This window comes from Ensifer sp. ENS09, from assembly GCF_014852425.1.
GTDB lineage: Bacteria > Pseudomonadota > Alphaproteobacteria > Rhizobiales > Rhizobiaceae > Ensifer.
In genome coordinates, this window is record NZ_JACVBP010000008.1 from 66,521 (window position 1) to 82,363 (window position 15,843).

General features: G+C 62.4%; 16 protein-coding genes. 8 read left to right on the forward strand and 8 right to left on the reverse strand.

Features of this window, described 5'->3' with window-relative positions:
• Positions 1-41 precede the first annotated feature (41 nt).
• From IB267_RS30645 to IB267_RS30660, 4 genes are all read left to right on the forward strand, one after another.
• Entirely contained in the window at positions 42-422 is a 381-nt protein-coding gene (locus IB267_RS30645; RefSeq protein WP_192451171.1) for a hypothetical protein, read from the forward strand.
• Positions 423-487: 65 nt separating this feature from the next.
• Entirely contained in the window at positions 488-1,162 is a 675-nt protein-coding gene (locus IB267_RS30650; protein ID WP_034787757.1) for a response regulator transcription factor, read from the forward strand.
• Complete coding sequence (locus tag IB267_RS30655) at positions 1,159-2,628, forward strand: HAMP domain-containing sensor histidine kinase (protein ID WP_192451172.1); 1,470 nt, start codon at positions 1,159-1,161, stop codon at positions 2,626-2,628. The genes IB267_RS30650 and IB267_RS30655 overlap by 4 nt, the downstream gene beginning before the upstream one ends.
• Before the next feature lie 144 nt (positions 2,629-2,772).
• Positions 2,773-4,026: an adenylate/guanylate cyclase domain-containing protein gene (locus IB267_RS30660; protein ID WP_192451173.1), complete on the forward strand. Its 1,254-nt coding sequence runs from the start codon at positions 2,773-2,775 to the stop codon at positions 4,024-4,026.
• 63 nt (positions 4,027-4,089) lie between these two features.
• Here IB267_RS30660 and hutC read toward each other — a convergent pair whose 3' ends face one another.
• Both hutC and IB267_RS30670 read right to left on the reverse strand, forming a co-directional pair.
• Positions 4,090-4,800 (reverse strand): histidine utilization repressor, encoded by a 711-nt coding sequence (gene hutC / locus IB267_RS30665; RefSeq protein ID WP_192451313.1) that lies wholly within the window; start codon positions 4,798-4,800, stop codon positions 4,090-4,092.
• A 211-nt stretch (positions 4,801-5,011) separates the two neighbouring features.
• Positions 5,012-5,203 (reverse strand): hypothetical protein, encoded by a 192-nt coding sequence (locus IB267_RS30670; protein ID WP_192451174.1) that lies wholly within the window; start codon positions 5,201-5,203, stop codon positions 5,012-5,014.
• A gap of 286 nt (positions 5,204-5,489) precedes the next feature.
• Between IB267_RS30670 and repA the strand changes: the two genes are divergently transcribed.
• The 4 genes from repA (at position 5,490) to IB267_RS30690 (ending at position 10,986) form a co-directional block, all read left to right on the forward strand.
• Positions 5,490-6,686, forward strand: a complete 1,197-nt coding sequence (repA, locus tag IB267_RS30675) for a plasmid partitioning protein RepA (protein ID WP_371742672.1) — start codon at positions 5,490-5,492, stop codon at positions 6,684-6,686.
• A gap of 3 nt (positions 6,687-6,689) precedes the next feature.
• On the forward strand, positions 6,690-7,691 hold the full coding sequence (gene repB / locus IB267_RS30680; protein ID WP_192451176.1) for a plasmid partitioning protein RepB: 1,002 nt from the start codon (positions 6,690-6,692) through the stop codon (positions 7,689-7,691).
• A gap of 154 nt (positions 7,692-7,845) precedes the next feature.
• Positions 7,846-9,114, forward strand: a complete 1,269-nt coding sequence (gene repC, locus IB267_RS30685; RefSeq protein ID WP_192451314.1) for a plasmid replication protein RepC — start codon at positions 7,846-7,848, stop codon at positions 9,112-9,114.
• A gap of 708 nt (positions 9,115-9,822) precedes the next feature.
• Positions 9,823-10,986 (forward strand): RHE_PE00001 family protein, encoded by a 1,164-nt coding sequence (locus IB267_RS30690; protein ID WP_192451177.1) that lies wholly within the window; start codon positions 9,823-9,825, stop codon positions 10,984-10,986.
• A gap of 42 nt (positions 10,987-11,028) precedes the next feature.
• Here the strand turns inward: IB267_RS30690 and IB267_RS30695 are convergent, their stop codons facing one another.
• The 6 genes from IB267_RS30695 to IB267_RS30720 all read right to left on the reverse strand — a co-directional run bounded on the left by IB267_RS30695 (position 11,029) and on the right by IB267_RS30720 (position 15,832).
• Entirely contained in the window at positions 11,029-11,244 is a 216-nt protein-coding gene (locus IB267_RS30695; RefSeq protein ID WP_043615210.1) for a hypothetical protein, read from the reverse strand.
• 55 nt (positions 11,245-11,299) lie between these two features.
• Positions 11,300-11,995 carry a helix-turn-helix domain-containing protein gene (locus IB267_RS30700; protein ID WP_192451178.1) on the reverse strand — a complete coding sequence of 232 codons (696 nt, stop codon included), beginning with the start codon at positions 11,993-11,995 and terminating at the stop codon, positions 11,300-11,302.
• A gap of 89 nt (positions 11,996-12,084) precedes the next feature.
• Complete coding sequence (locus IB267_RS30705; protein WP_192451179.1) at positions 12,085-12,480, reverse strand: hypothetical protein; 396 nt, start codon at positions 12,478-12,480, stop codon at positions 12,085-12,087.
• Between the two features lie 180 nt (positions 12,481-12,660).
• The gene (locus IB267_RS30710) at positions 12,661-14,166 is read right to left on the reverse strand and encodes a tripartite tricarboxylate transporter permease (RefSeq protein ID WP_192451180.1); all 1,506 of its coding nucleotides are present in this window, start codon (positions 14,164-14,166) and stop codon (positions 12,661-12,663) included.
• A 10-nt stretch (positions 14,167-14,176) separates the two neighbouring features.
• Entirely contained in the window at positions 14,177-14,638 is a 462-nt protein-coding gene (locus tag IB267_RS30715) for a tripartite tricarboxylate transporter TctB family protein (RefSeq protein ID WP_192451181.1), read from the reverse strand.
• Between the two features lie 216 nt (positions 14,639-14,854).
• Complete coding sequence (locus tag IB267_RS30720; protein WP_192451182.1) at positions 14,855-15,832, reverse strand: tripartite tricarboxylate transporter substrate-binding protein; 978 nt, start codon at positions 15,830-15,832, stop codon at positions 14,855-14,857.
• Positions 15,833-15,843: the final 11 nt, after the last annotated feature.

Genomic DNA, 15,843 nt, shown 5'->3' on the forward strand with positions numbered 1-15,843 from the left:
TCCCGTGGACGACCGGCGCTGCAGGAAAACCGGGATCCGCCATGCTCTTCATTAAGGGGTTTCGCACCCTCACCTGCTTCGCCGCTACCGCCACCCTGCTGGCGAGCTGTGCATCCGATACGATGAAGGCCTATATCGGCCAACCGGTCGAATCCGTCATCATCGACTATGGTCCGCCCACCAATGTTCTTGATCTTGGCTGGAACGAGCGCGCCTATCAATGGCGCAAGATCTCGACAAATGTCGTCTCCGGCTCGTCGAGCGGCGAAATCAGGGACACCCGGCGCGGAATGCGCTACGAGGAGTATTCGACGCCGGGCTATGTTGAGGAGCAGGAGTGCTTCTATAGCTTCTACGCCCGGATGCAGCAGGGCCGCTGGTACATCACCAACTTCCGCCAGCCGAAGCTGGAATGCGAATGACGCCTCAGGCAGGTGACGAGACGGATCGGCGACCCGCATAGGTGCGGGCACAGGGGGAAACTCGCATGCGCATCTTGCTGCTGGAAGACGAGCCGGAGATGGCCTCGGCCCTCAAGGCGGCGCTCGCGCGACGCCAGGTGATCGTCGATCATGTCTCGACGCTCGCCGACGCCGAGGCCGTTGCCGAGCTCTGGCCCTATGACGTGGTCGTGCTCGACCGGCGGGTGCCCGATGGCGAGGGGCTGGACCTCATTCCGAAGCTCAGAAGCCTCGGCGTCGAGGCGCCGATCCTGATGCTAACCGCGCTCGGATCGATCAACGACCGGGTCAGCGGTCTCGATGCCGGGGCCGACGATTACCTTTCCAAGCCTTTTGCCGTCGAGGAACTGATGGCGCGGCTGCGCGCGCTTGCCCGCCGGCCGGTCACGCTCAAATCGGAGCAAACCAAGGTCGGACGGCTCATCTATGACTTCCGCCACCGGGAGGCTGCCGTGGACGACAAGCCGCTCGACCTCCTGCGCCGGGAACGGCTTGCGCTCGAAGCGCTGATGCGGCGGCCCGGCCGAACCGTGCTCAGGGCGACGCTTGAGGAATCGGTCTACGCCATGGAAGACGAGATCGAATCCAACGCGCTCGACTCCCATCTTTCGCGCCTGCGCCGCAAACTCGACGATGTCGGCGCCGGCGTCGAAATCCGGGCGATCCGCAACCTCGGCTATCTCCTGCGCGCGACGACATGATCAAGGTTCGCCCGCGCTCGCTGCAATGGGTCCTCGTCCGTCGACTGATCCTCCTGCAGGCGGCCACGTTGGTCGTCTTCATCGGGCTGCTCTTCCTGGGTGTGTTCATCGCCCAGCCGCGCCTCCTCGTCGACAACGAAGCCGCTGTGGATGTGCTCGACCGCGCCGTCGGGCGCGACGCGAACGGCCTGCTGACCGTGCACGAGACGGAGGACCTGCGGGAGCTTCGCCAGTCCTATCCCAATCTCTGGTACATCGTCCGCGACGCCGCCGGCCAGGTCGTGCGCTACGGGAACGTCCCTGCCCCCTATGAGGGAGCCGGTGACGACCTGCTGCAACGGGTGGAGGGAGCGAAATTGCTTTTCGAAGAGGGCGGCACGCTGCCGGACGCGGTCCTGCACAATGTGGAGACCGAAGCCGGCCGGGTCCAGATCCTCACCGCGACCGTTTCTTCCCGCCGCGACAACGAACCGTTGGACGTGCAGATCAGCATCAATGTCGACATGGCGCGCGACCTCGACGGCAAGACGGCCTGGATGAAGGTCATGCCGACACTTGTCCTCGTCGTCCTTTGCTTCCTTTTGCCGATCATCCTGGTCATGGGTGTCTCCACCCTGCTGACGACGCCGGCCGTCGTGCGCCGATCGCTTGCAAGTCTCGTTTCGACCGCCGACCAGGCGGGGCGCATCGACATCGACAACCGCGCTGTGCAGCTCGAAACCGAGGAAGTGCCGACCGAAATCGCCCCTCTGGTGCGCGCATTCAACCGGGCCTTGGCACGGCTTGGAGAGGGATACGACCAGCGCAACCGCTTCCTGACCGATGCCGCCCATGAATTGCGCACCCCGATCGCGATCCTGCGAACCCGCGCCGAGCTTCTGCAGGAAGACCCCGAAACCACCCGCCTGAGGCTCGATATCGAGCGCCTGTCGCATCTCGCCCAGCAGCTTCTCGACCGACAAGTCCTCGAACATGCCGGCGGCCCGCTCGAGGTGGTCGACCTCGTTTCTCTCGGGAGGGTTATGGCTGCAGACTTCGCACCGCTTGCGTTTGAAGCCGGCTACGAGCTGGCATTCGAAGGCGAAGCGCCGGCCGCCCTGGTCCGCGCGCGCCCGCGGCAGATCGAGCAGGCTGTGGCCAATCTCCTGCGCAACGCTATCGAACATGGCGGCGGTGCCGGCACAATCACCGTGCTGGTCGATGCCGCAGGCGGGCTCGAAATCCACGACGAGGGCCCCGGAATTCCCACGGAGGAGCGCGATCGCGTCTTCGAACCTTTCTATCGCTTGCGCCCGCGCTCCACCGGCGCCGGCCTCGGGCTCAATCTCGCGCGGGAGATCGCCCGGCTCCACGGCGGGCGCATCGACATTCTCGCTGGCACATGGCGTGGCACGCGGGTGCGCCTGCAATTGCCGCTGATCGATGGAAATCGGTCTGCGGCCGCGCCGACACGCCCGATCGCCTGACAGAAGCGGGCGGCATGCCGCCCCAGATTTCTCAAAAGCTTTTCCGGTTGCCCCTTATCAAGTCGGTGCCGATGCTCCACATTTGCTGCGATAAATCGTTCGGCTTACGCGGCGTCACCCGTTTGAGCGTCATGGAGAACAGCAATGCAGACCCCATCTGAGGCCCCCTCGCCTTCACCCGAGGATGGCAGCTGGCCGGCTCGACGCCAAGGCGTGCTCGACTGGCTGATCATCGAAACGCGCAACGAGCGCTTCATCGACAACATCCTCGTCGAGTTGGGCGAACGGCTGCAGGCAGCCGGTGTTCCCGTTGCGCGCGCCACCTTGCACTTCCGCATCAACCATCCGCAATGGCTGGGCGCCCGCATCCTCTGGCGCAAGGGACTGGCCGAGGGTGAAATCGATCTCTACGACTATGGCACCCAGAACACCGCTCTCTACCTCAACAGCCCGCTCTACGTGATCAACAACGGGGGCACCGAGGTTCGCACCAACCTTGAGGACCTGACGGAAGATCAAGAGCAAAGCTCGCTTTATGTTGACCTCAGAGCCGAAGGCCTGACCGAATACATCGCCTGGCCACTCGAGCACACGCTCGGGAAACGCCACATCGTCACCTTTGCCACCGACCGGAAGGGCGGCTTCGAAGATGAGCATCTGGCCTTCCTCGCGAAAATGGTGCCGGCGCTGGCGCTGGTCAGTGAAATCCGGCTGAAGAACCGCTTTGTCCGAACGCTGCTCGAAACTTATGTTGGCCCGCACGCGAGCGAACAGATCCTCGCCGGAGCCACGACACGGGGTAGCGGGGTCACCGTCGGCGCCGCCATCCTCATCTGCGACCTGCGCAATTTCACCAAGCTTTCCGATCTCTGGCCCCGCGACGACGTGATCGAACTGCTCAACGCCTATTTCGACGCCATGTCGGAACCGATCGAGCGCCATGGCGGCGAGATCCTCAAATTCATGGGTGACGGGCTGCTGGCGATCTTTCCGTTGAGCAACCCCGACGCCGCCGAGAACCTGCTCCAGGCCATCCGGGAGGCGGAAGCGGCAATCGTCCTGCTCAACCAGGACAACCTCGCGAAGGGCCGCGAGCCGTTCGGCTACGGGATCGGCGTGCATGTCGGCGACGTGATGTACGGCAACATCGGCTCGCGCCGCCGGCTCGACTTCACGGTCATCGGACCCGCCGTCAACATCGCGTCGAGGCTCGAGAGCCTGACCAAGGAAACAAAGCGCCCGGTGCTGCTGTCGCGCGCCTTCGTCGAGCTCGCCGGCTGCGCCTCGAGCATGGAGCATCTCGGCGCCTATCCCGTCAGGGGGATCGGCGAACCGATCGAGGTCTTCGCGTTTTCCGGCAACGAACCATCACCGAGGCTGCGCGTCGCCGCGGGATAGCCGTCGCTAGTGCCGATTGCTACGCGGCCTCACGAGTTGTCCGCGGACAACCGGTGAGGCCGGTTAGCCGATCGGGCTCGGCGCGAATTGAGCAACGAGCTCGTGGCGGTCGCCGGGATAGGTGAGCCGCACATGCGTGACCGGCGCCCGTCCGCTCCAAGTGCGCCGCTCGATGACGAGGCAGGCCGTGCCTGTGGCGATGTCGAGCGCCTGCGCTGCCGATTTGCTGGCCGCCACAGCGCGAATGCGGTGTTCGGCCGTGCTCCACGGCACCTTGCCGAGCAGCCACGAACCGGGCGCTGCAGTCTCGAACGCTTCCTCTTCCGCTTCCGGAACCGCAGAAAGGCTGATCAGCCGCTCCTCGAAGCAAAAGGGACGCGAGCCGGCGAAATGGCGGCACGTTACGTCCAGCAGCTTGCCTGAACTCGGGAGATCCAGGCGTTCACGATCCCGACCCTCGACCTTGCGCACTTTTCGCTCATCGACGCGGAAGCTGTAATCGAGCCCCAGCGACTGGACTTCTAGTTTGACGTCGTGGATCTCCATGACGGCGGACTGGACCTGCGGGAATGTAACGTAGCTACCCGACTTGCGCCGCCGCTCGATCAGCCCGCGCTTGACGAGTTCCGTCAGGGCCTTGTTCACCGTCATGCGCGAGCAGTCGTATTGCTCGGTCAGTTCGTGCTCGAACGGGATGCGGTGTCCGGGCGGCCACTCTCCGGAAAGGATGCGCCCTTCGACGTCACCGAGGATGCGCTGATGCAGCGACAACATCTGCCCCTGATTGTCGGCCGCGTCGCGAGGCTGAGCACTTGAAACGGATCGATCTTGCTTGGTGTCCATGACAGCGAACTTAATCAATTCGCGGCCACGAAACAGCCCTTCTCTCTCCGATTTGCGCTTTTCCACGACCGCGGAAATCGGCTTGCTCGTTGACAGCTGTCAACGGCTTGACCGGCGCAGTCTGGCGCCACGCCGACGCTCCTCAGTAAAGGAGGTGCCAAGGGGTCAGGAAAGCACGCGCCCATTCCTGGTTACGATCGGACTCTTCGCACGTCCCCGTATCGAGCGTCGTGGAAACGACATCCACTTCCGGCTGTCGCTTTGCCTTCAGTACCTTCGGCAAAGGCGGGGGCGGCTCGAGATAGCCAAGGGTCATTCCGCCGAGATAGAACATCAGGAAGCTCCGTGCATCCAATCGCCAACTGAACACAATCCTGACACAATCAAATCGACTGTCAATAGTCTATTAAATCTATGCTCTAATTGAGGATATGCCAGCATCGCCGCACGGGAGTTGTCCGCGGACAACCGGACGGCGCCATGGCCCCCTTCCCACCACCAGGGCCGGACATCCGCCAAAACGCTATGCATTTGTAAAACCGCGCCGAATCGGAGCATAGTGCATCTGCGCATATTGTCCGGATATGACGATTTTTGCGCAGTTTTCGGGGATATCAATGTTGCAGCAAAAAATTCAAAGCCAGGACGCACAGGAGCATCTGCCGACGCTTCTGGCTGCCGACGCTTTGGAGCTTGCCCATCAGCTGCAGCAGCACCAAAAGAAAATCTTCCCCCCGCAGGCACAAAAGCAGATGCGTCTCTTCAGCCCTGCCGAAGCGGCAGCCTTCATCGGAATCGGCGAAGGCTATCTGAGGCAGGTGGCCTCAGAGGGCCACGGCCCAGCGCCCTTGTCAAACGGTCGGCGCATGTATGCCGTTTCCGACATCGAACGCATTCGCCGCGTTCTCGACGACGGCGGCAAGTCGGGCAAATATGTCCCGCACCGGCGCGGCGATGAAAAGCTGCAGGTCCTGTCTGTGATGAATTTCAAGGGCGGGTCGGCAAAGACGACGACCTCCGCCCACCTCGCCCAATATCTGGCGCTTCGCGGCTATAGAACGCTCGCGATCGACCTCGATCCGCAGGCGTCGCTATCGGCCCTCTTCGGCCACCAGCCGGAGTTGGATGTCGGCGAAGACGAGACGCTCTATGGCGCAATCCGTTATGATGCCCCGCGGCCGATCGCCGATATCGTGCGGTCGACTTACACGGCCAATCTGCATCTTATTCCCGGCAACCTCGAGCTTATGGAGTTCGAGCACGAAACGCCGAAGGCGATGATGACGGACGGAGCCGCCGAAACCCTTTTCTTTGCCCGTATCGGCGACGTGCTCGCCGATATCGAGAGCTTCTACGACATCGTCGTCATCGACTGCCCACCGCAGCTCGGCTTCCTCACCATGTCCGCGCTCTGTGCTGCAACCTCCGTGCTGATCACCGTGCATCCGCAGATGCTCGACGTCATGTCGATGTCGCAGTTCCTGTCGATGACGAGCGAGTTGATGAGCGTCGTCGAAAAGGCCGGTGGCCGCACCAGCTATGACTGGATGCGCTATCTCGGAACACGGTTCGAGCCCAACGACGGCCCGCAAAGCCAGATGACCGGTTTCATGCGCGCCATTTTCGGCAATCGCATGCTGCAGAACGCCATGGTGAAGTCGACAGCCATCTCCGACGCCGGCGTGACGAAGCAAACGCTCTACGAAGTCGAGCGCGCGCAGTTTGTCCGCGGCACCTACGACCGCGCCATGGACTCTCTCAATCTCGTCAATGGCGAGATCGAGGACCTTGTCCGCAAGGTCTGGGGGAGGAAGTAATCCATGGCCCGCAAAAACCTGATCGGAATATCGGACGAGCGCATCGACGATGCCAACGGCGCACCGGGCAAAGCCCGGCCGATCGCCGGGCTGATGGCCGGTGCCCGCCCCCCGACCGCGGTCGGAGGCATCACCCGGTCCCTGTCGAACATCACGCAGAAGGTCGAGCGTGCCCAGGAGCTCGAACGGCAGCTCGCCGAAGGGCAAGCGGTCGTCGAACTCGATCCATCGCTCATCGATGCATCCTTCATCGTCGATCGCCTCGGGATCGCCGCCGAAGCCCAATTGAGCCTCGCCGAACAGATGCGGGAGCACGGACAACAGGTGCCCATCCTGGTCCGGCCGCACCCGACCGCCGAGGGGCGCTACCAGGTCGCCTATGGCCATCGCCGTCTGGCTGCTGCCCGCGACATCGGCAGCAGTGTTCGTGCGATCGTTCGCAATCTCAATGACGAGCAATTGGTCGTCTCCCAGGGACAGGAAAACAACACCCGTTCCGACCTCTCCTTCATCGAGCGGTCGCTCTTTGGCAGTCGCCTTGAAGATCGTGGGTTTTCGCGCGAGATCATCATGTCGGCGCTGGGTGTCGACAAAGCCGCCCTGTCGAAGATGATTTCGGTTGTTCGCCGGCTACCGATTGCGCTGATCGAGGCCATCGGGCCCGCGCCATCCATTGGACGGCGCCGCTGGTTCGAACTCGCTGACCTCGTCGCGCAAGACGGCAAGCAGGGTGCGGCAGATGCCTTCATGCAAAGCCGAGAATTCCAGAAGGCTGGCAGCGATCAGCGCTTCGACGCCTTATGTACTTTCTTAAGCGCCTCCAGGGCGCGTGCACGGCCGATCCCATGGCTGGCGCCAGATAACACAACCCCAGTGCGTATCCGTGAAACGGACAGCGAGACAACGCTTGCCTTCAACAGCAAGACGGCACCGGGCTTTGCAGATTTCGTGAGGCAGAGGCTCAAAGCTCTGTACCTCGAATATCAAGAGGAAACAGGAGACTAACTGAGCAAAAGAAAAAGGCTTCCGAACGACTAGCGCTGCGGAAACCCTTCTCTCGTGTAGCAACTAGAGAATCCCATTTCCGCGAATCGGTGTCAAGAGTTTTCAACGTCGTTTCGGCGAACGGATTTCTTTTGCCTTGGAAAAGGTGAAGAAAATGGATCGTGGGATTGTCACGACGCCCTTCGGGCGGCGGTCGATGACGCTTGGGATGCTGGCACACCAGCTTTCCAGCGGATCGGCCGTCGACGACGGGAGCGTCGACAAGTGGAAATTGTTTCGAACGGTATGTGCCGCCAAGTCAAGCCTTGGGGTTTCCGACCGTTCGCTCGCGGTGCTGAATGCACTGCTGTCGTTTTATCCGAAGACCGAACTCGACCCGGCTGCCGGCCTCGTCGTGTTTCCGTCGAATGCGCAGCTTTCGCTCCGCACGCACGGCATGGCCGAAACGACGCTGAGGCGGCATCTGACGGCTCTTGTCGAGGCTGGCCTTATCCTCAGGCGCGACAGCCCAAACGGCAAGCGTTATGCACGCCGTGACCGCAAGGGCGCGATTGGCCAGGCCTTTGGCTTCGATCTCGCACCGATGCTCGCACGCGCGTCTGAGTTCGCGGCAGAGGCCGCCCGGCTGGATGCGGACCGTCGATACCTGCAGGTAATGCGCGAACGTCTCAGCCTTTGCCGGCGCGACGTCGTCAAGCTCGTCGAGCTCCTGCGCCAGTCCGATGTTCCCCAAGCGGAAGAAGCCGAAACCCGGTGCCAGGCCATCTACACGGCACTGTCGCGCAAGCCGCTCATAACCGAAGTAGAGCGCGCGCTTGCCGTTTTGTCGGCGCTCCGCGACAATCTGACTAATTATCTGGAAAACCTGCTGAAAACGCAGAATACGGCTGCCAATGAACGCCAGGATGAGCGGCACATACAGAATTCAGAATCCGATTATCAATCTGAATCTGAAACCGCTTGTGAAAGGGCTGAAGCGGCACTTTCGGATCTGGCTGACACCAAGACATCATGCATGGCCGATGCTGACATTGTTGCAGGCCGTGCAAGGTCGTCCACCCCTTCCCGCCTTCACGATCACGTCGGCACGCTGCCGGTGGTACTGAAAGCATGTCCACAGATCCGCGATTATGGCCCGACGGGGCAAATTGGCAGCTGGCGGGACATGTTCTTAGCGGCAACCGTCGTCAGGACGATGCTCGGCGTCAGCCCGGAGGCCTACGATGAGGCATGCACGGTGCTTGGTCCCGAAACGACGGCAACGGTACTCGCCTGCCTTCTCGAACGATCGGAGCACATTCATTCGGCCGGAGGTTACCTCCGTGACCTGACGCGTCGGGCGAGAAGCCAGACATTCACCGTCTCGGCGATGCTATCGGCCCGCTTACGTGCCCAGGCTGGAGCGGTTGCCATGAACGGATGAACAGCGCAACGGCATGGGCCGTTCGGCATCGGTGCGGCTTGTCTGTGACGGTGAAATGCGGGACACTGGACGTGCAGGGATTCGTTGACATCTCTCGGTTATTCTCACCTCTGAGATCGTTTTCAGCCTGTCGCCATTCCTCGGAAACCATTGCTGTTTCTCTTTCTTTTGGAAAGGAAAAGGGTGTTCTGTTCCGTTGCGCGGATATGTTCTCCAAGGTTTCGAATTCCTTGAACTCGAGCGAGAGATTGAGCCTCTTCAGTGATCCTTACTGGAGCCGGATTTAGCGGCGGAATCCAAGCTGTTTAGGTGGCAAATGAGCGGGCTGTTGCCAGCTGTCAACAGGTTGACGGTTTGGAGCTGCGCCCCCTCCCCTCAAAACGCTGAGCCGCGAAAAGGTAACGTACGGCGTACAAGCTTCAGACAGGCGGACCCCGTTGCCGCGTGATTGCGAAACACGAGCATAACCGGAGGAGACAGCGAGTATGGTACGCGAAGAACGAGGAGACCAACAGGGTTGACAGCTGTCAACGCAACGCACCTCAACAAGGCAATTCCCATCTGAATAGTGATGCTCGCGCCGTCGAGCAACCGTAATCAGTCGGCGCAGCTTGCCGTCTTCAAGCGGTGGAGAAAGCGTCTCCTGCCTGTTGGGGGAAATGATTCTCGTGTTACGGTCAACATCCGCAGCAACCGTTTACATTCAAAATGCGATACCAGTCTCCCGATCCCTACCATCCAACGCTCATCCCGCTGATGATTTCGGCCGAAGACGCCCTGGCGCGCCTGGATGAGCGCACCAACCGTCATGTCGTCGAGGACGGATACCGCGAACGCGGCCATTTCTTCGATGCGACGGCAGCGCTGTGGGTGGCGGGCGAACTCGTTCACGTCGAGGATCTTGTGCTGCACGATGCGCACATGGATGTCCGTACGCCGACCCACGAATTGACCATCGCCCACTCGGTCCTGAGAACCCGCCGCCGCATTTGGCTCGGCGAGCCTGGTTGGGCCCTTTCCGCCCCGGGGCTTGCAACGCTCAGGGGCGAGCACAGCCCTGCATCGGAGCTTGATCTCCCCGCGCTTGGCCGCGGCGAAACGCATCGGGCAGCAGGTGTCGACCGTGAGCCGGAGCGCGAGGTGGAGGACGAAGGCGACAACAATCCGATGGCAGCCGAGTTCGCGGCCATCGATGCGGCCATCGCTCGATCGCAACGCCTGCTCGACGCCCATGACCAAGATACGTTGGAGGTCGTCGAACGGACGGCGCTTGCCACCGCGCGCGAGCCGGTGGGACAGCTCGGCCTGCTCTTCGACGAGGATTGGGACGAAGATGCACGTCTCGACGAATGGCGCCAGATGACAGCTGCGGCTGATCAGTTGCCGCCCTGCCTTGGCGCCGCCTTGCTTTTCGATGCCTGGGATCGGAAGGAACCCCTGCGCCGTCAGCATTGGTTGGGGGCACTGTTGGTCGGCGCTTACCTGCGTTCCAGAGGCAAAGTCACCTCCCACCTGCTGTCGTTCAACACAGGTCTGAAGACCATCCGCTATGAGCGACGGAGGTCCCAGGATGCCCTGACCCGTTGGAGCGCGTTCCTGGAGGCGATGACGGTGACGGCGGATCTCGGTCTCAAGGAACTCGACCGGCTGTCGCTCGCGAAGACCCAGATGGACATGCGCATCCGCGATCGTCGTTCCAACAGCAGCCTACCGGCCCTGATCGACCTGGTTCTGTCGCGGCCGATCGTTTCGGCGGCTTTGGTCGCCAAGCATGTCGGCGTAACACCGCGTGGCGCGCTGAACCTCGTTCGCGAGCTTGGCATCCGCGAGATGACCGGCCGCGGGCGTTACCGCGGCTGGGGCGTGCTTTGAGCGGGCGTTAGGCCTGAAAGCTTGATGCCGGGATGGGCGGCGTCAGCCCATCGTGATCAGGATCAGCAGAACGAAGATTACCGGCACCAGTGTCAGGGCCGGAATGATGATTGCCGGGTATCCGAAGGTGAGGATGGCGAGCAGCCAGAGCAGCGCACAGTTGACGAGAAACAGCACCTTGGCGGTCTGTGAACCTTGCACGGCTTCCTTCAGCATCCAGCCGAACACCGGCACGTGGTAGACAAGTCTCGCAATCATGGTTTTTCCTTTGCGTAGGTGGCCGCATTGGGGGAACAGGCGGCGCGTGTTTTATTCAGGGGCGTGTCGTGTCGCCGGTCCGTTGGCGGGCGAGGCCAGCGGTCGCTTCGAGGCGTTCGGGATCAAGGACACGCATTGTCTTCGGGTGGCTGAAGTCGATCAGGCCCTCGCGCTTGAAGCGGTTGAGACAACGGCTCACCGTTTCGACGGTAAGACCGAGCCAGTCCGCAAGGTCGGCGCGGGTCAGGTGCAGGTGGAAGCTCAACCGGGCAGGGGCGCCGTTGCGGCCGGTCCGGTTGAACAGGCGCGACAGTTCCACCAGTGCGCTGGCGACTTTCTCGCTGGCGGTCTTGCGGCCAAGCAGCGTGGCATGAACCTGCATCCGGTGAAGCGTCGTCTTCAGCTCGCTTGCAACGGCCGGATTGGTTGCGTTGAGATCCGCATCACCCAAGGGTTCGATGCGGGCGATGCTCAGCGTTTCGGCGGTGGCGATATTGCGGCCGTCGATGGTGAAGCCGAAGAGCCGGCCCGGCCCGAGCACGTCGGTGATCTGCCGGCGACCGTCGTCGAGGAGTTGCGAAAGCACGACGCAGCCGTCAACGATGCGGTAGAGCGCGCGATTGCGTCCGCCCTCATAGAGCAGGGTCAGGTTTTCGCCGACGACACGGCTGCGCGATGCCGGGCGAGGCGGCCTTATCGAGGACGCGCGAGGGGGAGCCGCTGGCGCGGCAGTGGTCTGGGTTTCTGGCATGAAAAACGTCCGCATGACCGACGCAAGGGGGCGTGACGCCCCAATGCCGACCGGCGTCGAAGGAGGATGTTGACAGCTGTCAACGGAGGTCAAAGCCGGATGACGACCTGCGGTGGGCCTCGGGGACGGGCATTGGGAGCGTGAACTTGCGGCGTCGGTTGAACTGCCGACACCCGGATTGCTGGCGTGCGGCTACCCTCCAGACGTTCGCTAAGAGAACCGTCCGGCGGTGCCAGCAGCGCCCAGAAGAACCGACAGGCGCTGCAGACATGTTTATGACCGGGCTGCTCCTTGCCGTCTTCACCCAAACCGGTCTGGCAAAAGTCGGGCAAGGATCCGTCAGGCAGGGCATAAAGCGCCAGTTCCGCCGCCGGCAGGCGAGCGGCGAGCGCAGGGCCGAGATGGGCAAAACCAAGCAGGAATAGAGCCGCGGCGCAAAGCATGCGCACGGCATTGTTCCATCTGGCTTTCTCGCGACGTGTCATCGTCCCGGCTCGTTTCTGTTTCGATGGGGCAGAGATAGGCGACCGGCTTGATAAAGCTCAATGTGGCAAACCGCGCAGGGGCAGAATGCCGCAGGCAGCAAACCGCCGCGCATCCAATTGGAGGCGCGGCGGTTAAGTTATTGAATTATATTGATATTTTGACGAAATTGGAGGGCAGGATCAATCCTCCTCGACAAAGACCTCCTGGCGCTTGGCCTTAACGCTGGGCAGGAACACGACGACGAGCACCAGAGCCGCAATCAGAAGCAGGATGGCGCTGATCGGCCGGGTAACGAAGGTCGTCGGGTCGCCGCGTGACAGGATCATGGCCCGACGAAGGTTTTCTTCTAGCAGTGGCCCGAGCACGAAGCCGAGCAGCAGCGGCGCCGGTTCGCAGCGCAGCTTCAACAGCAGGTAGCCGACCAGGCCGAAGAAGGCGACGGCATAGAGGTCGTAGACGTTGGAGTTGACGCTGTAGACCCCGATCGAGCAGAAGGCCATGATGATCGGGAAGAGCACGTAGTAAGGGATCTTGAGCAGCTTCACCCAAAGCCCGATCAACGGCAGGTTCAGAACCACCAGCATCAGGTTGCCAATCCACATCGAGGCGATGATGCCCCAAAAGAGGGCCGGCTGCTCGGTGGCAACGTTCGGTCCGGGCACGATGCCCTGGATGATCATCGCACCGATCATCAGCGCCATGACCGGGTTGGCCGGGATGCCGAGGGTTAGGAGCGGAATGAACGAGGTCTGCGCGCCGGCATTGTTGGCGCTTTCCGGACCGGCAACGCCGGCGATGGCGCCGTGGCCGAACTCCTCGGGATGGTCCGAGACGCGTTTCTCCACGGTGTAGGACGCAAAGGCGGCGAGGATCGCGCCGCCGCCGGGCAGGATGCCGAGCGCCGAGCCGATGATGGTACCGCGCACGACGGGGGCGAACATGCGCTTGAAATCGTCCTTTGTCGGCATCAGGTCGGTGACCTTGGCCATCAGCACCTCGCGGGTGCTTTCGTTTTCAAGGTTGCGCAGGATCTCGGCTATGCCGAAGACGCCGACGGCGAGGGCCACGAAATTCAGTCCGTCGGCATATTCGCGGATGCCGAGGGTAAAGCGCGGCGTGCCGGAGTAAATATCCGTGCCGACGAGCCCAAGCAAAAGGCCGAGGGCGACCATGGCCAGCGCCTTGACGATCGACCCGTGCGCGAGCGCGATCGACGAGACGAGACCGACGATCATCAGCGAAAAGTACTCGGCGGCGCCGAACTTCAGGGCGATTTCCGTCAGTGGTGGTGCGAAGACCGCGACGAGGAACGTGGAAACGGTGCCGGCGAAGAATGAGCCAAGGGCTGCGATCGCAAGGGCCGCGCCCGCTCGCCCTTTGCGGGCCATCTGGTAGCCGTCGATCGCAGTGACGGCCGACGAGGATTCGCCCGGCATGTTGATCAGGATTGCCGTGGTCGAGCCGCCATATTGCGCGCCGTAGTAGATACCGGCCAGCATGATCAGCGAGGAGACCGGCTCGAGCTGGAAGGTGATCGGCAGGAGCATTGCGATGGTTGCGGTGGCGCCGATGCCGGGAAGCACGCCGATCAGGGTGCCGAGAAGCACGCCGATCAGGCAGAAGAGCAGGTTGGCGGGCGAACCGGCGGTCACAAAGCCGAGCGCGAGATTGTTGAAAAGTTCCATTGCGCGTCTCCTAGAACTGGACCCAGGGGCCGAAGCGCTGGAAGGGCAGGCCGAGACCATAGCTGAACACGGCGACGGAGAAGGCCGTGAGCACTGCGGAGAGCGCCAAAGCCATGAGCGGGGTCATGCGGCCAGAGGCAAAGCAGGCGATGAGTGCCGTGAAGAACAGCGATGGCACGAAGCCGAGGCCGCGGACCGTGAGGCCGAAGAAGACCGGTGCCGGCAAGATGAAGAGCATGCCACGCAGCGCGATCGCGCCGATCGGTTCCTCCTGGACGCGGGTGGACTGTACGAGGATCACGATGCCGAGGAGCGTCAGGATGATCGCGAGCACGAGCGGGAAATAGCCGGGCCCCATGCGGAAGGCCGTGCCGAGCTCGAGGTTGAAGGCCTGCCAGGCGAAGAACAGGCCGACCGCGGTCAGGATCCCGCCGCAGAGCGCATTGGTGCTATCGAAGGAGAGTGATTTCATCGTGTCCCCATTTGTTTTCGCGGGGGTAGCCGGGCCGAGGCGTCGACGGCCCCCCGCATTGGCATTGCCGGCTCGCGCCGGGTTCGCACATTGGGCAACGTCGCGTTGACAGCTGTCAACCAGTGTTGACGGCGCCCACCCGGACACCGCCGGATGCCCATGTCAGAACCGCCGCGCCCCGAGACGGATCGAGAGCGCGGCGCGATGAGCGATGGATTAGTCGGCGTACTGGCCGGCGGCTTCGATGACCGGCTTCCAGCGGGCGATTTCGCCTTCGAGCTTGGTCTTCAGTGCGGCCGGCGTGGCGTCTGCGTCCGAAGATGGCTCGGTGCCGAGTTCGCCGAAGCGGGCAACCACGTTCGGATCCTTGAGCGCGACCTGCAGCGACTTCGACAGGCGTTCGGTCACTTCAGTCGGCGTACCCTTCGGCGCGTAGACGCCGTGCCAGATGCCGACCTGCAGGTTCGGCAGGCCACCTTCGGAGGTGGTCGGCAGGTCCGGGAAGACCTTGAGGCGTTCCGGCGAGGTAACGGCGTAAGCCTTGATCGTGCCGCCCTGGATCTGCTTGGTGGTGTTGGTCGTCTGGTCGCACATGATATCGACCTGGCCACCGAGAAGGTCGGTCATCGCCGGGCCGGTGCCCTTGTAGGGAACGGTGGTCAGCGGCGTTTCGATGGCGCTCATGAACATCATGCCGCAAAGGTGCGAGGCGGCGCCGATGCCGGCGTTGGCGACGGTAACCGTGTCCTTGTTCGCCTTCACATATTCGACGAGGCTCTTGAGGTCGGTCGGCTCGAGATCCTTGCGGGCAACGATGGTCATCGGCACCTCGGTGACGAGGCCGACATATTCGAAGGCGTTCAGCGTGTCATAGGCGAGCTTGCGGTAGAGCGTTGCGCTGGTCGCCATGCCGATGTGGTGGAGCAGAACGGTATAGCCGTCCGGATCGGCCTGGGCGACGCGACCTGCGCCAAGCGTGCCGCCGGCGCCGCCGACGTTCTCGACGATGATCTGCTGGCCGAGATCCTTCGACATGGATTCGGCAACCAGACGCGCAACCGTATCCGTCGGGCCACCGGCGGAGAAGGGCACGACCATGGTGATTGAACGCTCGGGATAGGTCTGTGCGTTGGCGGAAACGGCAAAAATAGAAAGGGCGGCGACGGCGCCGAGCAATGCATTGAGGGTTTTCATCTTCTTCCTCC